This window comes from Lacticaseibacillus sp. YLM2-1 (assembly GCF_056583465.1).
On record NZ_CM152617.1, the window covers coordinates 23645 to 46633 of the forward strand.

The following is a 22989-nucleotide window of genomic DNA, read 5'->3' on the forward strand; positions in this document are numbered from 1 at the left end:
CTCACCTACCACTCAATGTCTGCGACAGGCGTTGGCTGCGGTTCATCATGAATACTGCGAACCTGCGCATCATTAATTTCGATGATCCGGTCAGCCATTTTGGCAATCGCTGCATTATGGGTAATGATCATGACGGTTTTATGATCTTTACGACTGGCATCCTGTAACAACTGCAAGACTTGTTTGCCGGTTCGATAATCCAAGGCACCAGTTGGTTCATCACAAAGCAGCAGCTTCGGGTTTTTCGCCAACGCCCGAGCAATGGCCACCCGTTGTTGCTCACCGCCAGACAGCTGTGACGGAAAATTATCTAGTCGCGCACCTAGGCCGACTTGCTTTAAAACGGTTGTCGGATCCAAGGCATCTTTGACAATTGAGCCAGCCAGTTCAACATTTTCCCTTGTTGTCAGGTTCGGAATCAGATTGTAAAACTGGAACACGAAGCCAACATTATGCCGGCGAAAAGCGGTCAGTTGACGATCAGAAAAAGTCGCAATATCGGTGCCGTCAATCCATACCTCGCCTTCAGTGGGGGAGTCCATGCCACCGAGGATATTGAGCAAGGTTGATTTACCGGCACCGCTGGGACCAAGAATCACGGTTAATTTGCCTTGATCAGCCGTAAAATTAATGTCGTTATTTGCTGTAATGATGGTTTCGCCCATTTTGTAACGTTTTGATTCATGTTTGACTTCGATATATGCCATGATTGCCTCCTAGCGTGGATGGTGAGCAATGTGTGAAGTTCTTAGACGCGTTCACAGGCCCAGAAACCTGCACATAAGGACCTCAGGCGCAATGGCCAAAGCCCGGCCATCACGCCTGAGGCCACTTACATTCCGGTTTCTAACCGCGCCTGTTCACGCTCTTCAACACATTGTCCATTTCATAACATTATGTTAGATTTAAACCGGCCGTTCAAGGACAGAAATGGTCGTTTTGTTTTTAAATGGACAACTTGTTCAAATGATGTTCGGAGGATGACGATGTCGGGGACGAAGGATAATCGGCGGGTTCAGTATACGATGGACCGATTTAAAGACGCTTTGTTGCATATTTTGGCGACGAAACCGTTGGACGAGGTCACGGTGACTGAGCTTTGTCGACAGGCAGATTTGAATCGCGGGACGTTTTACTTACATTTTCAATCTCCACGCGATTTGTTCGAACGCATTGAAATGGATTTGGTCGAGGCAATTCGGCCTTATCTAACGGTTAAAATAAACGATATGGCCACATGGTTGGTGCCGATTTTAAATGTCATTGCCAATCAGCCGCAAGCAGCAGCGATTATTTTGAATAATCCTGATAGCGTGGTGTTGAAGAAGATAACGGATCCAATTCGACAAAAAACAGAAACCAGCTATCAATCGTGGTATGGTGAGACCGACAAAAGTGTTCTCACTTACTACTACGCGTTCTTCATTGACGGGGCAATTGGCGTGCTGACAAAATGGTTGAAAAATGGCACGGTTGAGCGTTCTGAACAGATTGCGGCGGTGATCGAAAATGTCGTGACTAAAGGCGCACCGCATTAAATTATAGCAAGTGAAATTAGACAAATAATATAGGGGAATTAGCATGCAGAATGTAAAATTAATTGCGAGTGACATGGACCAGACTTTACTGACAAGTGCAGGGACCTTGCCGCCGCACTTTGATCGCTATCTTCATCGTCTTGGCGAGGCTGGGATTGAGTTTGCCGTGGCCAGTGGGCGGCCGCTTTATACGCTACAGGAAACTTTCCCACACTTTAGTGACCGAATTTCGATGGTCTGCGATAACGGCGGCCTTGTTTATTCGCACGGTCAATTAATTGGTAAAAGCCTGATTCCCGAGGAAAAATATCGTGAGATCGTGCAATTTATCATGACGAAAACAGACGGTGTTCCTGTCCTGTGTGCCTTGGATGCCGCCTACATTAATGCTACTGATGCCCAATATTCACCAGCTCTTTTGCCGTTTTATCACCAATTGAAAAAGGTGCCGGATTTGTTAACGCAGTCGCTGGCAGTTGATAAGGTGACGATTTATTTTCCAAATAAAGACAGCCGCAAAAATTCCGAACGTTATTTCCGCCCAGTATTTGGCAAGGATTATACCGTTCAAGTCAGCGGTGAAACTTGGCTAGACATTCAGAACCTCGGCGTGAACAAGGGCCGCGGCATGCGAATTCTGAGTCGTCATTTTGATATTCCTACGACACAAATGATGGCGTTTGGCGATTATGATAATGATATTCCAATGCTCGAAACGGTTGGCTACAGTTACATCATGGCCAATGCAACGCAAGGCATGGCGCAACATGCCAAATATCGCACGCGGAGTAACGATGAATTCGGCGTCTTGCATGTGATGGATCAGGTGTTACAAGCGCAAGAAGGCTAGGCTAATGGCAGTTATCTCAATACGTGTGGCAATTGGTGTATACGGCTTTTTGATGTTATTAACAGCGTGGCAAGCATGGCAGAAAAAGCAAGGGGATATTCGTTTAGACCAACTGACGGCCTTAGCTGCGGCCTTAGTGATGACTGCGGCAATTATTCCTGATAAGTTCAGTGCGCTCACCGTTTTATTGATTGGGTTATTGGCTTTGTCCGCGGTGACATGGTTCAATGGCGTTGCGGTATACGGTAAACCGCATGTGAATCATCACATCATCAGATTACTGGTCCATCTTGTTTTGTTTGGGTTAGCGGTGTGGCTGTTCTGAGTAGCGAAATCAGATAAAAGGTTGGTTGTTGAATCAAGTTTTTTGGTAGCTAGTTGCTGATAGATCATACATAATGGGCAGAAGAACCTTAGACAACTTCTAAAAATTTTGGTTCAACAGCCTCATTGTTTTTTATGATTGTCGGTTGTTATTTGTCTTTTTAAAAGAACTGAATCATACAATGCCTTCAGATGTTAGAAATCTAATGAAAAGTGAGTGAAAAATGTGACTTTGGCAGCGAATTGGATTGTTGTGATCTTTTCATTACTTTTTGTAAGTCTCGGTTTGTCAGCTTATACGTATTACTTAAGATATAGGTTTAAATACGATCCTATGAGTTTAAGGCGGGCTTTTAAGAGTGATGCTACCAGCCCTTATCGATTTGGAGAAAGCAGCAATCCTCAAATAAGTGTGTTGGCACATTGGGCAAAGATCGTTCTAGTTGGTTACGCTTTAAGTGCCGTTGCTACGTTAGGCTTCCTTATGATCATTCTTACAGAAACTATTTCCACCGGTACGATAGACAATTCATTGTTGGCTATTGGCGTCTTCTCCTTTACTATTGTTTTGGGCATTGTATCCTATGTAATCAACCAAAAAAAGTTGATGCTCCAGATGAAGGAGTACCAACTTTTAAAAAAGACAGAAGAGATTTCTAAAACAATAAGGGAATTTTTTGAAGGGCAAACACCTTCAATTGGCTTGAGAATACTAAATCTAGGTATCATTAATTTAGTTTTCTTTGAATCAGATTTTAAGCCTTGTTTTAGGATGCTTTTGAACGATCCGTTAGAGTATAATCTAACGGATCAATTTTTGAAGGTTTATCAGTTAGTAATCATTGAGCCACAAGCTGTAGCCATGTTGTCAATATCGCAGTCCCAATCATTAACAGTATCTTGCTGAGAATCCAGCGTTTCTCTCCTGCAGTATTCTCCACTAGAGAAATATTAGACAAAGGAGAAGCCAACAATTTTTTGTGCCGAAATTCTAGCATCATCTGCACAATGGTTAAAATAACAAACAAGACAATTGATGTCCACAAAATCATTACACGGACACTGTCGTCCAAAGAAATTATCAGAAAATCGTTTATTGAATAGACTATCCAGCCGCCTAAGAAAAACACCAATGATAAAATCTTTGTTGTGCTTTCCAATTTGACCAATTGGTTTACCTTCTTAAATAAAGTTGGATTTTCACCCAGATATTTAGCTACTTCTATATAGGCTTCACTACGCTTTTGATGCGCAGCTTGTCGCCGTACCAGTGTTGTTAAAAAAAGAGAACTTAATAACACTGTGAATCCAAGCACACCAAGCATTAATTGTAACAACTCCAATTAATCACCTCCTTAAAAGCTAAGCAGCAATGAATGTCGCTGGTAATAGTTTAGCAGCCGTTCCAACAAGCGTAGCCGCTACTTCTGGAGCCATAATAATTGTTGCTATTAATACAACAGCTCCTGCCGCCCAAGGAATCCACTCCAGGTTTGGTTCATGTTCAGAAACGGGAACATAAATTGGTTTATAATCCTCAGCTGGGATCCCCAATCCATTTGGTTTAGTGTATATCTCAATACTCAATGAGGTTGTAACATTTTCCTGTTGGCCGTTAGTAACAACTGTTGTTGTAGACTCACAGACCACTTTAAACCCCAACATTCCATTTTTAGTTGACATTCCAACCTTTAGATTTCCATTGCCAATCATTGGCCCCAGTGTACCAAGCAAAGCCGTAAAGTCAAAATTCCTTGCAGCTTCGTGCGCCTCTTTGAATTTATCGATCTCAGATTGTACTTGAGTGCCTAATTTGCCATTAGAAATTGTAAAACCTAGTGGAGCCCCACTGTCGTTGCTCGCAAAAGTACTTGATAGTTTAATATAAAACTCTGCCAAAATAGTTGACACATGAATTTCAGGGCCATCAACCTCTAAGGTCGGAATATCTGGTTGTAATGGTTTTAACTGATAGGCATTATTAATTATGGTGCGGGCAAATTCAAGGCGTACTGCGTTAGGATCTACTTTAAAAGTTCCACTTCCTTGGTCTTTCCCTGAAGAAGCTACTTGGTCAATATCAACACCTGCAGCTGAGTATTCCACAAACTGATCAAAGGCCCAATTTTTGGGCATTTTAAAACCTAGGTTTCCGCTCCAGCCATATGACATATCAGCGACGTAGGAATAAAGAATATTGGTTCCAGATGCAGCGGTTACCCGATTACATACATTCCGTGTTCCATATATTCCAATTTTGAAAATACTATTGTTCATAGCTTGGCTAATACCACGGAAATAAGGAATAATTGTGCCATCTATATCGCCACTTTGAACATCCACATCAACTGCAAAGTAAATCGTAGTTGCAGCCGGAAACCCTAACTTAGCAGCAGTACTACTTGCAACAAATCCGTCATGAATTCCCTGCTGTAGACTAAAGTAATCAAGCTCATAGCCACCATCTTCATATATTGGCACAACTTTTAGTCCAGCCTCAGTAAGATTTGCAAGTTCCGTGGAAGTCAAGTATTTATCACGTTCGGCAGCCCCTGCACCAACGCTGCCAGTTAGATAACGAGCAACTATTGAAAAATCGAATTGCTTTAGTTGTTTTGCCTGTGCAGCACTTAATTGAGTTGCTGTATCAAAAGTATTTGAATCACGATTAGTATTGCCGTTGCTAGTCAACAATCCTTTGATGACGGTTAGGTCAGCTGTGCTATTAAATGGCGGTAAATTCATAAACTTTCGAAAAGCTACCACTGCCGTTGCTACGTCTGAACTAAAATAGCCATCAAATGCCCCTGTATAAAAGCCGTTCACATACAAGCCGTATTGGATGACCTGGACAACGTCGCTATTGGCTCCCTGATTAACAGTAGGTGTAGCGGCAATTGTCCCTGGACCATAGTTACCATTTGCTTGCGCAGAACTCATACCGATTGCTCGTTGTAAGGCATAAATCAACGCTGTATTGGTTGCTCGTTGATAAATTCCATCACACGGCATCAATTCTTGTAATTCCCCAGAGAATTTACGGTTGAGCGCTTGCTGCATGGTTCGAACCTTAGCATCGCCGCTTGAAACTAAGACGAAAGCTGCCATGTCAAACAAAGCCGCCATAAATGCCACTGTCACAGAGCCATCAGCCGCAATGCCAGCATCTTGCTGAAGTTCTTTAACAGCATTAAGGGTATTATTCGTGAACTCATTATTAAAGTCTACTGGACTAATTCCTTTGCACCAGAAAGCCCCTTGAATGAGTTGAGCAATGTTCCCCTTATATCCTGGTTTCAGACTACCTACAACAGGTGCTAAAGCATTTTTGGTCGTATCGCCAAAGCCTTCACCAATAGCACTAATACCGATTTCGTGCTGTAATCCCATTCTCAGGCTATAAATTGTTGGCCAACCTGTTTGTCCGTTTTCTGGAGCTGCGACAAAGCCAGGAACACTACCATACGTTTTGTTGAGCCATTTTTGAACGGCTCGTACTGCTTCATCTGCCATTTTAAAGTCTCCTTTATTATCAATGTGTGCAACACGTCTGTTGCAGTATAACGAACATGTGTTCGGTATCGTTCTACATCCATTGCATTCTTTTTTGCAAGGAAATGTTTTTGTTTTTGGGAGGAAGACCGTCTGCTCTTGACGCTCGATATTATCTCGGAAAGGCTTTGTAAAAAATTGCTGTGAATTGCTAAAAATATTGAAATAGAGTGGGTCATCAAAAAGGCTCGGCAGATATACAAGCATCTACCGAGCCTTTCACTTTATGGGTTCTATACCAATTCGCCAGGGAATCGGCTGTTTCGAAGGGACAAAAATAAATAATCCCATTTTTTGACCTATTCCTAAAGATAAGCCTGCGCAAATAACTTAGCTGCTAACAAAAAGGCTAAGGCTGCGATGATGAATCGCAACAGTTGGACCGGCAGGCGGCGGGCGATGATGGGGCCGATATAGCCACCGATGAACAGACCGATACCAAGCGGGATGACCATGAGCCATTCAATTTTGGTGGTGAAGGCGTAGATGACGGTGGCGATGGCATTGGCGGCGAATCCGGTCAGATTCTTCATAGAATTGGAGATGATGAATGGTTGATCAACGGTCAAGGTTAAGGTTGCCAGCATGACCACACCCGCAGCGGCCCCGAAATAGCCAGCATAGGCGCCAGTAACAAAAATGACGATGGTTTGAGCGGCTTCTTGTCCAAATGTTAAGGTGCGTGCAGGTTCTCCGGGACGATGTTCTTGCGTGGGCAGTCGGCCGCTGAAGAGTAGTAACAGGCCCGCGGCAATGATGAAGAAAGGCACAACTTTTTCAAATGTGGCTGCCGGGGCGATCAGCAACAAGGCACTGCCAAAAATACTACCAAGTGATACCAGTAAGATCAGCCGCCAGAGAAATTTACCGCGGCCACGGAGCTCTGGCAGTGAGGATACAGCCGAGCCAACCCCAGTGAAAACGAGTGCCGCGGTATTTGTGACGTTAGCAATGACCGGCGGCACGCCAATTGCAAGCAAGGCGGGGTACGAAACCAGTGAAGCCAAGCCAGCTAAAGTAGACGTTAACCCAGCACCGATCCCGGCAATCAGTAGAAAGGCAAAGATCGAAAAATTCATATTGCTCCTCCAAGAATTTGAATGGACGTCATCTAGCGCATCTAGAAATGCCATGTGTCAGGTCGTACTGTGACCATGGGGCACTCACAGTTTTTTTACGCTGGCGAACGTTGATAGGTCAATCATACGCTAAAGCACCGTCATTTGGGGTTATGATAAAAAGCGAAGAAGGGACAGATGCACATGTTTGAAAATAGTAAGAGCCGACTTGATGCCATTTCTGACGGCGTTTTTGCGGTTGTGCTGACATTAATGGTGTTGGACATTAAGGTGCCTAAAACACTGACCATAGCAGATCTTTATGCGACTGGTTTCTCTGTCGTCATTTACTTTATCAGTTTTGCGGTGGTCGGCCAATACTGGACATTTCACCAAGAACTACTACATACCGTTACGCAACCGAGCACTAATTTCTTAGTATTAAATTTTTTCTATCTTGTGTTCATCTGTTTAGTGCCGTTTGCGACCAGTTTCATCGGTGACCATCCAGGCAGTCGGATCAGTGCAACATTATTTGCCATCATTATTTTTATGGTCGATTTGTTTCAATTTATTTTGTTCCGATCCGTCATTGGCGAACAACCAAAAAAGGAAAACCTAAATGCCCATGATTGGGAGGAATATCGCGCGGTATCACTCATGGTGCTCGTTGCCGTTGTTTACATTCTTGTGGGCTTGCTGCTGCCGAAGTGGATTCTTGTTGTGATTGCCCTCGGTTTAGGCGCACGAACCTTGAATAATACAATTGGACGCCGGCTTCAGCGCCAAAGCAAAGTAAAATGAGCAGCGACTGAATGATTTGAATGCAATGTGATTGCCTGAATAACCAGGTTCTGAAATGAATAGCGAGATCTCTTTGAGAATTTAAGCACTTTACCAGTTAAAGGATAATGCTTGATAAATGGATCAGAATTTACAAAGTACTTTTTTGAAATAGTCATTATTTTTATATCATAATGATATTTTTAGAAATTATATAATACATCAAATGATCAATAAGTGGCTTTTTTAACTTAAAAGGACTACTTTCCTTGACTTCTGAAGATTGCCACTATATATTAATGCTACACTCATGAGTTTGTTGTTGATTTATCACTACGGTCACGAGAACGGAGGACTTACATGAAAAAAGTTAACATGCATAATTTAGGGACTAGTACCATTACCAAAGACGATATTCTTCTGAAAACAGTAGGTGGTCTCTTAACCCCCACTGATGGCGGCAGTAATGCTGGCGGCGGTGCTTTTCCATTAAAGCCAGCAGATCTTCCGGGACCGAAGGCTACACCATATTATGGTGATGCATATCAGTACAGGATTGCTGGTCGTAATTACGCGACAAACTAGTCTTCTAAATGCCAAGCGACAGCTAAACAAAAACTAGATCTATGAGCTAAAAAGGCGGATCGCACTCTTAAATCCGCCTTTTTGAATACTTTTTGGTGAATCAATTCGGCCACAACATCCCAGCTTTGATTTGGACGAGGAAGAGGTTAAAATTTATGCTTTTGAAGTTGAGAAACTCGAATCTTTTATCCATAGTTTTGGGAGCCAGAGGGACGTTTCTTATCTGCTTTATTTTGCTATCTTGTTATTTGCTTTATTCGGTTTTGGCATATACGTTTTTAATTCCAACGGGTAATTTTTTAGGAGACATACCATCAGTTTTAAGAGGAGAATTCTGGCGCATTATAACGAGCACAGTTTACCACTATGAATGGGAACATTTACTGAAAAACATGCTTGCCATCATTGTTCTTGGACCATTCATTGAATGGAAGACAGGAAGCTTTGCTCTGGTAACAAGCTTCTTTCTTTCTAGTTGGATCGGAGTTCTTTTATTTTCCTTTGGGTTTGGTGGATTTATTCAGTCAACCTTTGGAATAGGAACGTACATTTATTCATTTTATGGGGCATCAATGTCAGTGTATGGTTTATTTCCAATGGCTATAATTGCTTTATTAATAAAGAAACCGGCATTTTCTTTAATGACGAAGTTTGTTTTACTTGGCTCGTTTCTTTACTACTTCATAGTTGGCTTTTGGCCTAATCCAGACGCATCAGATACTGAAGTGGTTGTGCAAATTGCGCATTCATGCGGGTTTCTTGCTGGTCTTCTTTGTGTATTAATAATCTTAATCCTAAGAAATAGGAAGAAAATCTTTTCATACATGTCCTAGCCGATCAGCTAATTAGATCATAATAGTGGACGTGGCTTGATTGTCTTCCGAATGTTCTGGTAGTACTCATGTTTTGTGATTGTTGGCTGTATGATGAATAAATGCAGTGAAAATTAGAAAGAGTGCGGCATTCGGCACGGCAGGAAACCTTTTGCCTAGATTGTTCAATTTTTCCGAATGTACCGATTAAGCAGTAATCCCAATGCGATCCACAAGATGGCCGCGATGATAATCGTGATAATCCAGCCGAGTGGTTCGTGGGCGAAAGGCAGGGGCACGTTCATGCCAAAAAAGCCGGAAACGATGGTCGGCACGGTGAGCAAAATCGACCATACTGTCATGAACCGCATGATGTCATTCAAGTTATTATTCAAAACGGTGTTGTAGCTGTCCGTTAAGTGATCCAAGGTGTGGGAAGATAAGTTCATCATTTCCGCAATCTGATCGGCTTCAATGATGACATCCTCCAGTTGTTCCCCTTGTGTGCCAGTGATGCCAGGCACACGGGTTGACGCGTGGATCTGTTTCAAAACAGCAGCATTTTGGATTGTTGCTCGAACCAAAAAATCAGCGCTCAAGGCAAGTTCGGCGATTTTCAACAAGTCTTTTTTGGTCGTGTGTTCACGTAAGCGTGTGGCAATTTGACGACGAGTGGCGTCTTGCTGCTTCACCAGTGTGACAAAATTATCGGTGATAGCAAGCAGGCATTGCCACAAAAGGCTGTACACCGATTCGCTGCCAAATCGCGCAACTGTTTTGGCGATGGCGGCATTGGTATTGTTCACATCATGGCTGCCAACTGTGATGAGGCGGTCATCGGTGACGAGAAAAGCCATGGGTTCAGAAAGATAGCCATCGGTATCAGGTTTATCGCTAGGCACATTATAAATCAGCAGAAAAGTATCACTCTCTGCATCGTATTCCATATGCGGTTGCTCGTAATCGTCACGGGCGTATCCCAGCATTTCATCGGTGATACCAAAATCAATTTGTAATTGTGTCAGTCCTGACGCATCGTCGCGCGTGACCGGACGCCAGGTTTCAGTAGGGGTTGGCATTAGCAAAAGTCCTTTTCAAAACAGAAGTGAGCGGTAAGTAGCAGGTGGCTAGTTCGGCGATAAGGCCTTGATAGCGGCGGTGATCGCGTGATTGACGGTATTGGCGTCCAAAGGTTGGTCAAAATACAAGAAGCCTAAAATCAAGCCACCGGTCATCGACCACATTGTTCGCAGAATATCTTCAAGCGGCCAATCAACAATCAAACCGCGCTTTACCATCGCGTTCAGGTCATGTGTCATGGATTCCCAATATTGGGTGGTGAAACCATCAACGACCTGAGCCCGCACCTGCGTATCATTCAGTAATTCCGACAGTACAATTTTGATGATCTGGGCATTATCTTTTAAAAAAGTCACGCGATCCTTTATTAACACCGTCAAGAAAGTTTCCAATGAGACATAGTCCTGATGGAGGCGAGACTTAATGAAATCGTCCAACTCATCAGGGAACATTTGACTCAGCACCGGTGCGATGATGGCATTGAGCAAGCCGCGTTTATTGGTAAAGCGGCTGTAAATATTCCCCTCGGCCACCCCAGCTCGCAAAGCAATTTCTTTGGTACTGGCCGCGGCGTATCCTTTTTCAGCAAAAACCTCAATGGCCGCAATGATGATGAGTTTCTGCTTAGCGGTGAAATTGGTAAAAAGTTGCGTCTGATGCAAGATGTTGTCTGCTGAGCTGGCCATACGTCAGGATCCCTTCTCATGGGTTTGAGTGAAAACTTAAAGTCAACAAGTTGGTCCCATTATAGCACGCAGCCTGTTGCCTCAATAGCGATTTTGGCGAATAAGTTAAGCAAGCCTAACCTTTTTCTTGACCTGTATCCAAAAGGGTGTATATTTATGTCGGACGATGTTGAGTAAATACTCAAATTAGACCCAAATTTCAAGCCAATGGAAAGAGGGCTTCACACAATGGCATCAGAAGATAAAAAATCAAAACGCGAACACATTATTCACTTCGAAGATACGCCAAGCAAAAGTCTTGATGAAGTGAATGGCAGTGTTGAAGTACCGCACAATGCGGGCTTTTGGAAAACTTTAGCAGCTTACACTGGCCCAGGCATCCTAGTTGCCGTTGGGTATATGGATCCTGGTAACTGGATCACCAGTATTGCCGGTGGCGCTTCATTTAAATATTCCTTGCTATCTGTCATTCTTATTTCCAGTCTGATTGCGATGCTGCTGCAAGCCATGGCGGCTCGTCTTGGTATTGTGACCGGCAGAGATTTAGCGCAGATGACACGTGATCACACCAGCAAAGCGATGGGCGGTTTTCTTTGGGTCATTACAGAACTTGCGATTATGGCGACTGATATCGCCGAAATCATTGGCTCTGCCATTGCCTTGAAGTTACTGTTCAACATGCCGCTGATTGTCGGCATCATTATCACGACCGCTGATGTGCTGATCCTCTTACTGCTCATGCGCCTCGGTTTCCGTAAGATTGAGGCGGTTGTTGCGACCTTAGTGCTGGTTATCTTATTGGTTTTCGCTTATGAAGTGATTCTCGCGCAACCAAATGTCCCGGAACTGCTGAAAGGCTATCTGCCACACGCGGATATCGTGACCAACAAATCAATGCTCTATCTCTCTTTGGGGATTGTTGGTGCCACGGTGATGCCGCATGACCTGTTCCTCGGCTCCTCGATTTCGCAAACACGAAAAATTGATCGCACGAAGCACGAAGAAGTCAAAAAGGCGATTAAGTTCTCCACCATTGATTCCAACCTGCAACTGACCATGGCCTTCATTGTGAACTCACTGCTGCTGATTCTGGGCGCAGCGCTGTTCTTCGGCACCAGTAGCTCAGTTGGCCGCTTCGTTGATCTTTTCAACGCACTAAGCAATTCTCAGATCGTCGGTGCGATCGCCAGCCCGATGCTTTCCATGTTGTTCGCGGTTGCGCTGCTCGCATCCGGCCAAAGCTCCACGATTACAGGAACACTTGCCGGTCAGATTATCATGGAAGGCTTCATTCATTTGAAAATGCCGCTCTGGGCCCAACGACTTTTGACTCGGCTCATGTCCGTGACCCCAGTGCTCATCTTCGCGATTTACTACCATGGCAACGAAGCCAAAATCGAAAACCTGTTGACCTTCTCGCAGGTCTTCCTCAGTATCGCATTACCATTCGCCGTCATCCCGCTAGTGCTCTACACTAGCGATAAAAAAATCATGGGTGAGTTCGCCAACCGTGCTTGGGTGAAGTGGACAGCATGGTTCATCAGTGGGGTCCTGATCATTTTGAACCTTTACCTGATTGCGCAGACGTTAGGGTTTGTTAAATAAGTCATTGTAGCAAGCAAAAGCCGCTCGATTCGCTGATCGAGCGGCTTTTAGTGTCGATTTATTTAAAAAGGGGACAGTTGACTCATCAAATTTCGGCGTAAGGGCAGCGAGTGTTATTGGCGCTGATGTCCTAGTATATAGTGGCTGAACCAGAGCCATAGTCATTGTGATAACAGCAAGTATTGCCGTCACGAAGGAGAGTGGACCTGCGTTCAATTGACATCAGTTATACCAAGTCATGGTGGCAAAGCTCAAACCAAATGTCTGAACAGCGTAACGATTCGGCCGGGCACTCGTCATTTTGAGTTCTTCGTGGGAAACCGGTGAAGGCTTAACGTAATAGACAGTGCCATCATTGTCATGACTATACGCAGGAGCATAAGCATTTTCGGATGACCGCGCAATCTTCGCGCAAAAGGCACTTTGAAAGTATCCATGCATCAAGAGCTGCGTTCTGACTGCCAGTGTTGGCGTTAGGTGACCGAGCACGAAGAGGCCAATGATGGTGCCGATGATCAGTTTAAGTACTTGGTTCGACGAAGGTTTAGTATAGGAAAAAACGCCCATTTCTTGAACCGAAAAGAGAGCTTTATGAGCTTAAATCTTTCTCATAAGCCCCTTAAGCTAAGTCGCTATTTGATCTTAGCTCTCAATTGACTTTTGACATGCCATTAATTTATCAAGTGTCTCTGTATACTTTTTTCTGTCTGCTGCATTGAGGCCATTGAAAACGGTGATGGGGACAGAAGTATTGTACTTTTGAATTAGGTTAGAAATATCTTTGACTAACTCTGCCAGAACATTACTAGACTTAGTGTTTTCGTAATATCCACGTTTTGGAGAAACCAAACGACCGGTTGTCCGAAGTCGCCGTAATACGCCAGCGATTTGTCCGTCAGAAAATTCTTCTTTAAAAGCAGTGTAAATTTCTTCCGCTTTAACAATACGGTGCTTTTCTCCAACAAATTTTGTGATCTGAGACGCTAAATTATTTGATTCCATTTTGATTTTCCCCCTTGCGACTAAAAAGCCAGAAGTATAATTCATGCTACGGACCGATTTTATCCCCATATGTTCAACATGTCAAACGTTTAAACAAGCAACAATATCGACTAAATCATAAAATGCCAAACATTCCAAAAATGACCATCTAACTTACCACGTTCGCCTCTCCCTTTTACTTTTCAGCATCATTAGTACGAACCAGTGCTATCATAAAGTCATCTGAAAGGAAGCGTGGCTATGGATCAGTTTGTGAATCACTTGAGTTGTACAGCGTTGCTTGTTGGTAAGAAGGCGTCGGTTGATGGATCGACGATGATTGCGCGAAATGAGGATGCTAGCGGTGGGATTAATCCGAAGCGTTTCATTGTTGTGCAGCCGGCTGATCAGCCGCAACGGTACGTATCGACATTCAATGGGTTTCAGTTGGATTTACCGCAAACACCGTTGCAGTATACTTGCACGCCGGTTGCTGATCAAAGTCATGGGACTTGGGGTGAAGCTGGTATCAACAGCGAGAATGTGGCGATGAGTGCAACTGAAACTGAGTTCACAAACACCACAATGCTGGGATTGGACCCGCTTGAGCCGGACGGTATTGGTGAAGAGGCCATGTTGACGGTGGTATTGCCTTATATTCACAACGCTCGCGAAGGTGTCGAACGCCTGGGCGAGTTGGTCACCAAGTATGGTACCTGCGAAAGTAATGGGATCGCCTTTTCTGATGCTAACGAAATCTGGTATTTTGAAACAGTTGGCGGCCATCACTGGGCGGCGGAACGGATTCCTGATGATCGTTATGTGCTGGCTCCGAATCAAACTGGTATTCAGGAAATTGATTTCCAGGCACCGGAACATTATAAGTACAGCGCCGACCTTGAAGACTTTGCAGCTAAGTATCATTTGAATAAGGCAAAGGAAGGGTTCAATTTTCGAGACATTTTCGGTGAAGATACGCAGGCCGATCATTATTACAATACGCCGCGGGTTTGGTATGCCCAGAAAATGCTGAATCCTGAAATTGATCAAGATCCTGAAAGCCGGACGATGCCGTTTAGTCGTGTCCCGAGTCACTTGATTTCAGTCGAAGATGTAGCGATGGTATTGAGCAGTCATTACCAAGCCACCGACTTTGATCCTTACGGGCAGACCGGCACGCCTGAGACGCGGCGGCGCTATCGTCCGATTGGCATGAATCGCAATCAAGAAATGCATATTCTACAAATTCGGCCAAATATGCCAAAGAGTCACGCTGCCATTCACTGGCTTGCGGAAGGCGTTAATATTTTCAACAGCCCGGTGCCATTTTTCGCCAATTGCACAACGACACCGGAGAATTTCCAGTACACGCCGATTGATAAAAGTTCAACCGATAGCTTCTATTGGCTCAACAAGCTAATCGCTATGGTGGCTGATCCGTTGTTTGCGGAACATGACTGGGATGCCGAGTTCGCCGTATCTGAAAGTCGCAAGTTTGGTTTCGCTGCCGGCCGTGCCGCTGTGGCCAAAGGGGATGCGGCTTTTGCCGATGTCAAACCAGAAGATCTGCCAGCGTGGCATGATGCGTTGAACGCCGAAACGGCAGCGACGATCACGAATGACCTACAATACCTCTTACACCAGCTGGTTTGCATCCGCGCGGAGAAAATGACACCAAGCTTTGAAAAAGGCGGGGAGCTTTAATCGGACTGCGAACTTAGCGCAGGTGCGACCGGTAAAAGAAGCAGTATGTCAAAAAAATAAACGCTCAGTCCTACTGACGGATTTTCATCAGCGGGGCTGGGCGTTTATAATAGGCAATATGCTTTTGACAAGTATATTGACAGAAAGAAGGTCATCGCATTAAAAATACGAAAACGGAACGCTGGATCGGTTTGATGGTTGGCTTAGTTCTGAACGCTGCCGGAAATGGCCTTTGTATTGTTGGGGCTATGGGCAGTGGCTTATGGACGGCGGCCGCCATTAACTTGAATGACTGGCAAGGGTGGAATATTGGCGCGGTACTGTTTACCTTTGGGGTGCTGAATGCGCTATCGAATCTGTTGTTAATTCGGCGCTGGGATTGGCCGCGGTTGATCGGCGAAGTGATTTATACACTGTTCTTCAGCTATTTTGTCAATGTCTTTACTTGGCTATTCACATGGCTCGGACTTGGCAACTGGCCAATGGTGGCACGCATTTTCGTCTCCTGCTTCGGGGTCTTCTGTTTTTGTGTGGCGATTTCGCTCTATCAACGCGCCAACATCATCATGCATCCAAACGATGACACCACCAATATCCTGCGATTTCTCTATTTTAAAGGCAACGCCACTGCTTCTCAGATTACCGATTTTATCCCCCCAATCATCGTGATCGTGATTGCGTGGATCGCGACAGGTAAGCTCTTAGGCATCAACATCGCGACATTGTTCTCATTTCTTGGCAACGGCATCATCATTGCATGGGCAGACGAGCATGTTTGGCCGCGGTTGGTACATAACTTTAAGGTGAAGCCTAGCGAAGCGAAAAGATGATACCAACTGAAAGTTATGACACCAAAGAAGCGAGCAGCAAGCGAACAAGTTAGTCTAAATAACTGTTGTGAGTTAACATATTTCCCAGATTGGTACCAAATGGTTTAATTTTAATCAAAATAGGTTCCAAGTCGTCGTAAAATTTTGATGCGGTGGGCGTTAAGCCGTTTTTCATCGCCTCTTGTTGCAGACTCACAATGACTTGGTTGACCACAGCAACATCATATCGTTTCTTTTCTAAATCAGCTTTGGCCATCAGTCCAATTTTTCGTTCACGATCTGAAATATCAGGATTCAGAACGAAATCATATAAGTTACTCAATATGGTTTGATCGTCAATCTCGGCTTTTCCTCTAACCATGATCAGTCACTCCTAACGCTTAGTAGTCAATACTATCTGTGCAACATATTAATAATTGTGAAATTTCATTGCTAATAATTAAGCCATATCTTTATATCAACGCGAGTGTACTAGTATATAATAAATATGTAAAGTGTGAAGCGTTCAGAGATGGTGGGAGGCATTATTGTGACGAAAATGACGAGTAAGAATCGCCTTGTGCTCATTTCAGTTGTGGTAATCATCGCTGTTTTGGGTATCGCTAAGCTTATATCTGATCGGGTTTTCAATGTGCTTATTTTCCTACTCGTTGCATTTGCTGTTTTGTACCCAGTTTATCTGATATTCAAAAGTAATCATTATTTAAGACGCAAATAGGGCTATAAGCATGGCATATTAAAAGAAGGTTCCGCAGACAATCAAGTCGGCTGCGGAACCTTCTTTTAGTACATGGTTAATCGAATTTAAACTTACCGTGATCTTCGTGCTGATGACTGTAAACCAGTCGATTAAAAGAAAATCTTGGGTAAATAATACGGCGTTACTGAACTTGGGATGCCGTTGGTGACGGCTAGGAAGGTGAAACCATACACCACCATCAGGAACATAACTAGCATAAACAAGTAGCATTCTTTTTGTCGCTGCAAGATGGTTGGCGAAGTCCATAGCAAGTCTTCGGGTCGATGGCTGTCATCTTCAATGAGCGCCAGTAAGCGGGAATATTGATACCACCACGTCATGACACCAAAGGACCCCACGATGCTTGCCAAAATCAGCAGCAAATTCCGCGAGCCATCTGATTGGCTTAAGGTCCAGAGGCGAGTCATGCCAACAGGAACGAGATTGAAAAGCAGTCCAAACTGAATACTTAGTGCACCGACAAAAAGTATCGCCGTTATGATCAAGAAGATGAGCGAAATAATTCGCAATATTCTGAGTAGCAGATGCTGTGCGTAAATTGTTTTCTTATAAAAAACACGCGCGTGGTAGATTTGTTCTCGGGTCATCTGCGGAAGTCTTTCCTGCTGAAAGGAAATGGCTTTCTCATCTTCGACTCGAATGATTCGTGCTGGCACAAAGAAAATTGCAAAGATGACTAATATGACAATCAGATGCAACATGAGGAATCATTTCTGATGTTGATTTTGGGCTATTATCTTAGATAGCTTGATTCAAGAAAAAACAAACGTTTCTTTTGCGAAATGGTGAGATTGCTAAGATTGCTTAACACGGCTTAACTACGCATGAAATTTGATAAGTACCGTATGGATTTTTTGCAAGCTTTAGTATACCGTTAAGCAAGTATTACCTGATGTCAGTATGAGATTAAGAGGCATCTAAAGTCCCACGCAACAAAATAGAAGCCCTTTTGTTTAATGTACCCAATATTTAATTGTGAACAGGCCGAATGGCAGCGAGATGCCACCGTGTCATTAGCTAATGTACAGAAGACGGCTGGAGAAAGGAATTACAATATATGGATGTCTATATGCCTTTCATTGGCATGGTTTTTATCTGGCTACTATCGTCTGCAATTGTTTCAATTAGTAGGGGAAAACAAAAAAGTGCATTGCTGCGAGAAGGAAAATATACAAGTGAAAGTTATTTAGAAGCTAGGAAGCAAATGCAAAGATTTACCACAGATGAGTCAAATCATCTCTTTAATCATATTTACAACATTGTTATTGTCTGGTACTTTTTCATCGTTGTATTCTCATTAGGTGCGATAACGACCAACTTTTCAAGTGCTCCAGTTATCTACCTAATTGATACAATTTTCTTCTTCTTTTTTGCTTTTTTTAACTTTGGTGCATCCTATTATACACAACAGATAAGAAGAAAAATGAATAGCGGATTGCCGGAACTTACCTTTGTAGCGAAAGCGCTAATTTTAATTTTTCGAGACTTTGGCACTGCATTAATATTTTTGATTTCTTACTTGAGGGCATAGTTTGCTATAAAAGTGTAAGGCACATTTCAATTAGACATCTACGGGAAAATATTGACGTTTATACTTCCGAATGGTTTACACTTTTAGATCTTGGTCAATTGAAATGATTATACCACCAACATGAATTAGCATTTTTAGAAGTACTGTTGGCATATATGCAGAAAATCATATACCTTGAATGATTTAGGGAGGAAGAATGGACTATATCTATTTCGTACCGCATTTGCTCGTGATGATAATTTTTGCCGTCACGCTCAGAATTAAGAGTGAGGTGTTTAAAAAAGAGCGAATAGAAAGGGAAGATGCAATAAAAAAGATTGGTGCTGCAGACACCGTTGATCTTGAAGGCAATGATGATAATAGCTTAAACGTAATCATTGGTCGTAATCTGTATACTGAAAAAATGATGAATTCTCAGATGATCGGAAGCTATCTGGCAGTCACTTTCTTTTCTGCAGGGGTTATCTATGGTAACCCATCTTCCGGGCTCCTTCTTCTTCCCAGTATTGGCTTTTTTTTCTTTTTTGCGAACGTGATCTTTCTTGGTGAGGAACAAGTATTTCGCCTCATTAAACAGAAAAGGCTTGGAAAATTCCTGGAGAATTTTCCAAGCTTAATGCGTGTTCAGAAGACCGGTTCGAGGTGGTATTACCTCTATCTTTTATTGCTTGTCGTAGTTGGGGGACTCAATTTTGCCATATTCTATGCTGCTGCAGTTCTCTTCTACTAAAAAATCAGGCCAATGATGCGACATTGGTCTGATCCTAATAAGCTAATGGTAATTGGTTTGTGATTATTCTGGAGACGCAGTGCTGAACAATCCCTTTGAAAGCAGTGAGAAGAGGGCTGTTATTCCAGGGGTCGCCGTGCCACCGGATTGAACAAGCGCATAGGTTGACGCAATGGTCAAAAGTCCGAGGACGGTATAAGTTGCAACTTTTTCGAGATCAACCACGAAGACAGGATTCGGTTCGGAAATGGGTTGATAAACGGGGTTATAGTCATTCTTTGGAATCGAGTTTTGATGAATGTAAGTTTCTAATGTTAGCGTATATTTACCTTCAACAGAAGCATTCGAACCCCCGTTCTAGAGGGTGGTGTTTGATTTTTTCCGAGCTGTCTAATTCTTTTTCTTGAAACTAAAATTGACGAGGGATTTATATCTTCATTTACTAAGTTCTTGAGCTTTGACAAAGTAGTAATATGCCTCTGGACTAAATTTTTTGATTTTTGCCATTTTTTTAAATAGCGGCGTACCGGTTAGTTCGGGCAATTGTTCAGAAGAATTATAATGGTCAATAGTCGTTTGATTGAATTTTAACAAGGAGGCTAAATACGCGGCTTTAGAGGCACTGACCACAGCTTCTTCTACGATGTAGTTTCGATCAATGATGTGAGATTTGATTCTGCGGATGCCGTCTTCCAATTTTAAGAACGTTTCCTTGGCGCTACTACCTCGTCCCCCAATTATGCAAGCTGTTTTTAGAATATCTTCCAAAACATCAGCAGAATCCAGAGCGTGTAACCCACGATAAGTAAGTTCTTGTGCAGCGCATTTATTGAAAGCGGATTTAATTTCAGCCAAGTCATTTGCCTGATCAAATAAACTTTCAATATCAAATAACTGTTTGATGATCTCCATTTCTTTTCCCTTATTATAAGGAATTCCAGTAGTGTTTGGGGCAAATGCGGTTAGTTTATCACCCAGAATGCTTTCAACGTCAGGGACAAGAACAGTGTTATTTGGCGGCAAAGTTTCGATAAATGGACCATCAATCGATAACTCCATTAAGCGATTGTATGGGGATTTCTCAAACAAAACGTCAAGTAGTACATAGGATTCTGTACCATCTAATGGTGATGGATAGAAAAATTTAAAGTGAGCTTTTGGAATCCCTGATCGATATCGTAATTGTTCTTCAAAATGGGTGAAAAGAGATTGGTCAATAATTGTTTGAAACGTACTGGATAGATCATCCTTTGAAATTTCGTTAGTAATAATGATGTCGATATCAATGGAGAATCGTTTGATTTCTCTCAGTAAAAGAAGTAAACAGGTTCCGCCTTTGAAAACAAATTTTAGGTGAGTATCTGTGATGTTCTCCAGCAAGTATAAAGCGTGGGTTACTTTATCTAAAAGATTGTGGTCCAAGTTTCGATAATTTTTTTCCAAGGAGGTGTACCAGTTTGTAGTAAAACTAGATTCCTGAATCATCTTATTTCTCCTATAATAGACATTATTTCTTTTAGCCTGTGATGTTGATTCCTCTTTTTTGCATATCGGGTAAGCGTTGAATAATTAATGTTGTAAGTAGTGAGCGCAGTCGTAATAATTACTTGGACTTCTGCTGGATCGACTGGAAAAACAATTGGATTGTTCGCCAATAAATCAACGATTAATTTTTCTATCTTAGGAATATAAAAGTTTTTGTTAATTCTATTTAGGGGTGAATCTACGTACAACCTATTCACAATGATATTCTCTTTTGAGGGTTGAATATAATAATCATACAATTTTTGGCTTGGGGAAACAAAAGTATCAGGAAACTGTTCTTTCAAAAAGTGAAAGGCAGCGCTTAACACATCTGCATCAATTTCGATAATTAGATTGTTTGATTGATAGACGTGATTGGATAACTTTCCAATCCATTCGGTAGGATACATGCTAAAGTCCACATAAGGAAACTTGCTCTGTAAAAGATTGGCGACATTCAACATCCTTTCATCAGGCAATGGTGCAAATGTTTTCTTGTCATTGAGTGTATAGAGACCTATCTTGGGACTGTAGATGATCCCTTGCCGTTTCAGCTCATAGATACGCCATCGCAATGTGTTCACGGGTAAATCGGGAGTGAATTGGCGATAAAAGGTCAAAAGCTCTTTAGTAGAAGCAGGTGGTCTATTGGTTAAGAATGAGATCAAGTCATTCTGATGTAAGTTACTAGCCATAATAGTCCTCCCAATCAAATTGTTGGGTCTAAATGAATATTCCACCCGAATATTTGCTTAATTTTACCAAATTATTGGGTCTAATTCAAACTAAGACCCAAATATTTGGTTTTATGAGCTTGATCAAACCTTCATTCTCATTAGATTTCAGTTGCAACCCGCTTAGTAAATAGTACACTAACATTAATATACTAATGACGGAGGGACCAAGATGAATGATGAGCTGACGATTCGAAGTGGCATTCACGATGTTATGCCAACGGTGTTTGGGTATATTACGGTTGGGATGGCTTACGGGATTGTGGCGAAGACCGGGCATTTATCCCTGCTCATGATCGGGTTGATGTCCCTGATCGTGTATGCGGGATCAGCTCAATTTGTGTTGGTGAGCATGTTGGCGACAGGTAGTCCGATTGGGGCAATGGTTATTTCGACGGTGTTGATCAATGCGCGGATGAGTTTGATGTCAATGACGGTGGCGCCATACTTGAAAGACGAATCAATGACGCAGAATGTGCTGATCGGAACCTTGTTAACCGATGAAAGTTTTGCGTTGTCGATGAACAAACTCAATTACACCGATCATCATTTAAATGCCCCGTGGTTTCATAGTGTGAACGTTGGTGCTTATTTAGTTTGGTTTGTGGCCAGTTTACTAGGCGCGTTGATTGGTGGGCTGATTCCTAATCCAGACAGTTTTGGATTGGATTTCGCCGTTGTGGCCATGTTTATCGGGCTGTTGTACTTACAAATGATCACGGATCGGTCAAAGCCGTTTTTACGGCATCTGAGCGTCGCTGGGGTGGTGGCCGCGGCGATGGTGGTGTTGGTGCGGTATTTGCCAGGGACGACAGCGATTATCGTGGCGACAGTGATCGGTTGTTTGTTTGGAATGGGGGTGGAACGCCATGCAGAATCCTGAAACCTTTGCGGCAATCCTGAGTTGCGGTTTGGCGACTTGGCTGTTGCGGGTCGTGCCGATTGTCTTGGTCAAGCGGATGACGATCCCAAAATGGCTGCTCCATTTTCTCAGTTTTGTGCCGGTGGCGATTCTTTCGGCCATCTTTGTTGAAAGCCTGCTGGTGATTCATCCTGGTCAGTGGCCAGGCGTCAACTGGTCGAACCTATTGGCATCACTTCCGGCCATTGCGGTTGCCATTATCACGAAGAGCCTCTTCGCCGTTGTGGTCGCAGGCGTTGCTTCGATGGCAATTTTGCGGCTGCTGGGCTGGGCGTAGGACTGGAACGATAAGACGAAGGCAATAGGCTATAAGTCCTTCAAGCGTTTTAACGTTGACTAAAAATCGCTAGTCTGGTGCGCTAGGGTAAGATCGCCCGATTGTGTTTGCTAATCACAATTT

Annotated in this window: 27 protein-coding genes; 15 read left to right on the forward strand and 12 right to left on the reverse strand. The window is 43.1% G+C overall.

The window, feature by feature from the left end; all coding sequences use genetic code 11:
- Positions 1 to 5 precede the first annotated feature (5 nt).
- Complete coding sequence (locus AC07KQ_RS00115) at positions 6 to 707, reverse strand: ABC transporter ATP-binding protein (RefSeq protein WP_003568488.1); 702 nt, start codon at positions 705 to 707, stop codon at positions 6 to 8.
- Between the two features lie 279 nt (positions 708 to 986).
- Here AC07KQ_RS00115 and AC07KQ_RS00120 point away from each other — a divergent pair, with 279 nt between their 5' ends.
- From AC07KQ_RS00120 to AC07KQ_RS00135, 4 genes are all read left to right on the forward strand, one after another.
- A complete protein-coding gene (locus AC07KQ_RS00120) occupies positions 987 to 1538 on the forward strand; it encodes a TetR/AcrR family transcriptional regulator (RefSeq protein ID WP_003568490.1) in 552 nt (183 codons plus the stop codon).
- Positions 1539 to 1581: 43 nt separating this feature from the next.
- Complete coding sequence (locus tag AC07KQ_RS00125; protein ID WP_003568492.1) at positions 1582 to 2388, forward strand: Cof-type HAD-IIB family hydrolase; 807 nt, start codon at positions 1582 to 1584, stop codon at positions 2386 to 2388.
- 4 nt (positions 2389 to 2392) lie between these two features.
- Positions 2393 to 2713 carry a hypothetical protein gene (locus AC07KQ_RS00130; protein ID WP_003568494.1) on the forward strand — a complete coding sequence of 107 codons (321 nt, stop codon included), beginning with the start codon at positions 2393 to 2395 and terminating at the stop codon, positions 2711 to 2713.
- A 225-nt stretch (positions 2714 to 2938) separates the two neighbouring features.
- Positions 2939 to 3619 carry a hypothetical protein gene (locus AC07KQ_RS00135; RefSeq protein WP_003568543.1) on the forward strand — a complete coding sequence of 227 codons (681 nt, stop codon included), beginning with the start codon at positions 2939 to 2941 and terminating at the stop codon, positions 3617 to 3619.
- On the opposite strand, the gene AC07KQ_RS00140 is transcribed toward AC07KQ_RS00135, so the two are convergent.
- The 3 genes from AC07KQ_RS00140 to AC07KQ_RS00150 all read right to left on the reverse strand — a co-directional run bounded on the left by AC07KQ_RS00140 (position 3552) and on the right by AC07KQ_RS00150 (position 7343).
- Positions 3552 to 4055, reverse strand: coding sequence for a hypothetical protein (locus tag AC07KQ_RS00140; protein ID WP_003659016.1), 504 nt, complete (start codon positions 4053 to 4055; stop codon positions 3552 to 3554). The genes AC07KQ_RS00135 and AC07KQ_RS00140 overlap by 68 nt on opposite strands.
- A gap of 19 nt (positions 4056 to 4074) precedes the next feature.
- Positions 4075 to 6225 (reverse strand): glycoside hydrolase domain-containing protein, encoded by a 2151-nt coding sequence (locus tag AC07KQ_RS00145; RefSeq protein ID WP_274991083.1) that lies wholly within the window; start codon positions 6223 to 6225, stop codon positions 4075 to 4077.
- Positions 6226 to 6569: 344 nt separating this feature from the next.
- Entirely contained in the window at positions 6570 to 7343 is a 774-nt protein-coding gene (locus tag AC07KQ_RS00150) for a sulfite exporter TauE/SafE family protein (RefSeq protein WP_003568499.1), read from the reverse strand.
- Between the two features lie 177 nt (positions 7344 to 7520).
- Here AC07KQ_RS00150 and AC07KQ_RS00155 point away from each other — a divergent pair, with 177 nt between their 5' ends.
- From AC07KQ_RS00155 to AC07KQ_RS00165, 3 genes are all read left to right on the forward strand, one after another.
- Complete coding sequence (locus AC07KQ_RS00155) at positions 7521 to 8126, forward strand: TMEM175 family protein (protein ID WP_003568500.1); 606 nt, start codon at positions 7521 to 7523, stop codon at positions 8124 to 8126.
- A gap of 339 nt (positions 8127 to 8465) precedes the next feature.
- The gene (locus AC07KQ_RS00160; RefSeq protein WP_003568502.1) at positions 8466 to 8690 is read left to right on the forward strand and encodes a hypothetical protein; all 225 of its coding nucleotides are present in this window, start codon (positions 8466 to 8468) and stop codon (positions 8688 to 8690) included.
- A gap of 155 nt (positions 8691 to 8845) precedes the next feature.
- On the forward strand, positions 8846 to 9523 hold the full coding sequence (locus AC07KQ_RS00165) for a rhomboid family intramembrane serine protease (protein ID WP_003568598.1): 678 nt from the start codon (positions 8846 to 8848) through the stop codon (positions 9521 to 9523).
- A 164-nt stretch (positions 9524 to 9687) separates the two neighbouring features.
- On the opposite strand, the gene AC07KQ_RS00170 is transcribed toward AC07KQ_RS00165, so the two are convergent.
- Both AC07KQ_RS00170 and AC07KQ_RS00175 read right to left on the reverse strand, forming a co-directional pair.
- Positions 9688 to 10581 carry a magnesium transporter CorA family protein gene (locus AC07KQ_RS00170; protein WP_003568507.1) on the reverse strand — a complete coding sequence of 298 codons (894 nt, stop codon included), beginning with the start codon at positions 10579 to 10581 and terminating at the stop codon, positions 9688 to 9690.
- Positions 10582 to 10629: 48 nt separating this feature from the next.
- Positions 10630 to 11268 (reverse strand): TetR/AcrR family transcriptional regulator, encoded by a 639-nt coding sequence (locus AC07KQ_RS00175; protein WP_003568509.1) that lies wholly within the window; start codon positions 11266 to 11268, stop codon positions 10630 to 10632.
- 228 nt (positions 11269 to 11496) lie between these two features.
- Between AC07KQ_RS00175 and AC07KQ_RS00180 the strand changes: the two genes are divergently transcribed.
- On the forward strand, positions 11497 to 12873 hold the full coding sequence (locus AC07KQ_RS00180) for an Nramp family divalent metal transporter (RefSeq protein WP_003568512.1): 1377 nt from the start codon (positions 11497 to 11499) through the stop codon (positions 12871 to 12873).
- 222 nt (positions 12874 to 13095) lie between these two features.
- On the opposite strand, the gene AC07KQ_RS00185 is transcribed toward AC07KQ_RS00180, so the two are convergent.
- Positions 13096 to 13440, reverse strand: a complete 345-nt coding sequence (locus tag AC07KQ_RS00185) for a hypothetical protein (protein WP_003562527.1) — start codon at positions 13438 to 13440, stop codon at positions 13096 to 13098.
- Positions 13441 to 13515: 75 nt separating this feature from the next.
- Positions 13516 to 13875, reverse strand: a complete 360-nt coding sequence (locus tag AC07KQ_RS00190; protein WP_003562540.1) for a hypothetical protein — start codon at positions 13873 to 13875, stop codon at positions 13516 to 13518.
- A 240-nt stretch (positions 13876 to 14115) separates the two neighbouring features.
- Between AC07KQ_RS00190 and AC07KQ_RS00195 the strand changes: the two genes are divergently transcribed.
- Both AC07KQ_RS00195 and AC07KQ_RS00200 read left to right on the forward strand, forming a co-directional pair.
- Positions 14116 to 15558 (forward strand): C69 family dipeptidase, encoded by a 1443-nt coding sequence (locus AC07KQ_RS00195; RefSeq protein ID WP_003562542.1) that lies wholly within the window; start codon positions 14116 to 14118, stop codon positions 15556 to 15558.
- A 194-nt stretch (positions 15559 to 15752) separates the two neighbouring features.
- Positions 15753 to 16388: a DUF6198 family protein gene (locus AC07KQ_RS00200; protein WP_003562544.1), complete on the forward strand. Its 636-nt coding sequence runs from the start codon at positions 15753 to 15755 to the stop codon at positions 16386 to 16388.
- 49 nt (positions 16389 to 16437) lie between these two features.
- Here the strand turns inward: AC07KQ_RS00200 and AC07KQ_RS00205 are convergent, their stop codons facing one another.
- A complete protein-coding gene (locus AC07KQ_RS00205; RefSeq protein WP_003562546.1) occupies positions 16438 to 16749 on the reverse strand; it encodes a bacteriocin immunity family protein in 312 nt (103 codons plus the stop codon).
- Between the two features lie 168 nt (positions 16750 to 16917).
- Between AC07KQ_RS00205 and AC07KQ_RS00210 the strand changes: the two genes are divergently transcribed.
- Entirely contained in the window at positions 16918 to 17106 is a 189-nt protein-coding gene (locus tag AC07KQ_RS00210; protein ID WP_003562548.1) for a hypothetical protein, read from the forward strand.
- A 131-nt stretch (positions 17107 to 17237) separates the two neighbouring features.
- Here the strand turns inward: AC07KQ_RS00210 and AC07KQ_RS00215 are convergent, their stop codons facing one another.
- Complete coding sequence (locus AC07KQ_RS00215; RefSeq protein WP_013245310.1) at positions 17238 to 17849, reverse strand: hypothetical protein; 612 nt, start codon at positions 17847 to 17849, stop codon at positions 17238 to 17240.
- Positions 17850 to 18205: 356 nt separating this feature from the next.
- On the opposite strand from AC07KQ_RS00215, the gene AC07KQ_RS00220 reads away from it, so the two are divergent.
- Both AC07KQ_RS00220 and AC07KQ_RS00225 read left to right on the forward strand, forming a co-directional pair.
- Entirely contained in the window at positions 18206 to 18679 is a 474-nt protein-coding gene (locus AC07KQ_RS00220) for a hypothetical protein (RefSeq protein ID WP_013245311.1), read from the forward strand.
- Positions 18680 to 18875: 196 nt separating this feature from the next.
- Positions 18876 to 19409, forward strand: a complete 534-nt coding sequence (locus AC07KQ_RS00225; protein WP_013245312.1) for a hypothetical protein — start codon at positions 18876 to 18878, stop codon at positions 19407 to 19409.
- 435 nt (positions 19410 to 19844) lie between these two features.
- Here AC07KQ_RS00225 and AC07KQ_RS00230 read toward each other — a convergent pair whose 3' ends face one another.
- Together AC07KQ_RS00230 and AC07KQ_RS00235 are read right to left on the reverse strand one after the other, a co-directional pair.
- Positions 19845 to 20894 (reverse strand): nucleotidyl transferase AbiEii/AbiGii toxin family protein, encoded by a 1050-nt coding sequence (locus AC07KQ_RS00230; RefSeq protein WP_013245314.1) that lies wholly within the window; start codon positions 20892 to 20894, stop codon positions 19845 to 19847.
- Positions 20891 to 21628 (reverse strand): DUF6577 family protein, encoded by a 738-nt coding sequence (locus AC07KQ_RS00235; RefSeq protein ID WP_013245315.1) that lies wholly within the window; start codon positions 21626 to 21628, stop codon positions 20891 to 20893. The genes AC07KQ_RS00230 and AC07KQ_RS00235 overlap by 4 nt, the downstream gene beginning before the upstream one ends.
- A 211-nt stretch (positions 21629 to 21839) precedes the next feature.
- On the opposite strand from AC07KQ_RS00235, the gene AC07KQ_RS00240 reads away from it, so the two are divergent.
- Positions 21840 to 22550, forward strand: a complete 711-nt coding sequence (locus AC07KQ_RS00240; RefSeq protein WP_003562555.1) for an AzlC family ABC transporter permease — start codon at positions 21840 to 21842, stop codon at positions 22548 to 22550.
- On the forward strand, positions 22537 to 22866 hold the full coding sequence (locus tag AC07KQ_RS00245; protein ID WP_003577245.1) for an AzlD domain-containing protein: 330 nt from the start codon (positions 22537 to 22539) through the stop codon (positions 22864 to 22866). The genes AC07KQ_RS00240 and AC07KQ_RS00245 overlap by 14 nt, the downstream gene beginning before the upstream one ends.
- Positions 22867 to 22989: the final 123 nt, after the last annotated feature.

Bases quoted from the DNA above. Each gene is read 5' to 3' on its own strand.
- AC07KQ_RS00115 (WP_003568488.1), bottom strand. From the start codon at position 707: ATGGCATATATCGAAGTCAAACATGAATCAAAACGTTACAAAATGGGC.
- AC07KQ_RS00120 (WP_003568490.1), top strand. From the start codon at position 987: ATGTCGGGGACGAAGGATAATCGGCGGGTTCAGTATACGATGGACCGA.
- AC07KQ_RS00125 (WP_003568492.1), top strand. From the start codon at position 1,582: ATGCAGAATGTAAAATTAATTGCGAGTGACATGGACCAGACTTTACTG.
- AC07KQ_RS00130 (WP_003568494.1), top strand. From the start codon at position 2,393: ATGGCAGTTATCTCAATACGTGTGGCAATTGGTGTATACGGCTTTTTG.
- AC07KQ_RS00145 (WP_274991083.1), bottom strand. From the start codon at position 6,225: ATGGCAGATGAAGCAGTACGAGCCGTTCAAAAATGGCTCAACAAAACG.
- AC07KQ_RS00150 (WP_003568499.1), bottom strand. From the start codon at position 7,343: ATGAATTTTTCGATCTTTGCCTTTCTACTGATTGCCGGGATCGGTGCT.
- AC07KQ_RS00155 (WP_003568500.1), top strand. From the start codon at position 7,521: ATGCACATGTTTGAAAATAGTAAGAGCCGACTTGATGCCATTTCTGAC.
- AC07KQ_RS00160 (WP_003568502.1), top strand. From the start codon at position 8,466: ATGAAAAAAGTTAACATGCATAATTTAGGGACTAGTACCATTACCAAA.
- AC07KQ_RS00165 (WP_003568598.1), top strand. From the start codon at position 8,846: ATGCTTTTGAAGTTGAGAAACTCGAATCTTTTATCCATAGTTTTGGGA.
- AC07KQ_RS00170 (WP_003568507.1), bottom strand. From the start codon at position 10,581: ATGCCAACCCCTACTGAAACCTGGCGTCCGGTCACGCGCGACGATGCG.
- AC07KQ_RS00175 (WP_003568509.1), bottom strand. From the start codon at position 11,268: ATGGCCAGCTCAGCAGACAACATCTTGCATCAGACGCAACTTTTTACC.
- AC07KQ_RS00180 (WP_003568512.1), top strand. From the start codon at position 11,497: ATGGCATCAGAAGATAAAAAATCAAAACGCGAACACATTATTCACTTC.
- AC07KQ_RS00185 (WP_003562527.1), bottom strand. From the start codon at position 13,440: ATGGGCGTTTTTTCCTATACTAAACCTTCGTCGAACCAAGTACTTAAA.
- AC07KQ_RS00190 (WP_003562540.1), bottom strand. From the start codon at position 13,875: ATGGAATCAAATAATTTAGCGTCTCAGATCACAAAATTTGTTGGAGAA.
- AC07KQ_RS00195 (WP_003562542.1), top strand. From the start codon at position 14,116: ATGGATCAGTTTGTGAATCACTTGAGTTGTACAGCGTTGCTTGTTGGT.
- AC07KQ_RS00200 (WP_003562544.1), top strand. From the start codon at position 15,753: ATGGTTGGCTTAGTTCTGAACGCTGCCGGAAATGGCCTTTGTATTGTT.
- AC07KQ_RS00205 (WP_003562546.1), bottom strand. From the start codon at position 16,749: ATGGTTAGAGGAAAAGCCGAGATTGACGATCAAACCATATTGAGTAAC.
- AC07KQ_RS00215 (WP_013245310.1), bottom strand. From the start codon at position 17,849: ATGTTGCATCTGATTGTCATATTAGTCATCTTTGCAATTTTCTTTGTG.
- AC07KQ_RS00220 (WP_013245311.1), top strand. From the start codon at position 18,206: ATGGATGTCTATATGCCTTTCATTGGCATGGTTTTTATCTGGCTACTA.
- AC07KQ_RS00225 (WP_013245312.1), top strand. From the start codon at position 18,876: ATGGACTATATCTATTTCGTACCGCATTTGCTCGTGATGATAATTTTT.
- AC07KQ_RS00230 (WP_013245314.1), bottom strand. From the start codon at position 20,894: ATGATTCAGGAATCTAGTTTTACTACAAACTGGTACACCTCCTTGGAA.
- AC07KQ_RS00235 (WP_013245315.1), bottom strand. From the start codon at position 21,628: ATGGCTAGTAACTTACATCAGAATGACTTGATCTCATTCTTAACCAAT.
- AC07KQ_RS00240 (WP_003562555.1), top strand. From the start codon at position 21,840: ATGAATGATGAGCTGACGATTCGAAGTGGCATTCACGATGTTATGCCA.
- AC07KQ_RS00245 (WP_003577245.1), top strand. From the start codon at position 22,537: ATGCAGAATCCTGAAACCTTTGCGGCAATCCTGAGTTGCGGTTTGGCG.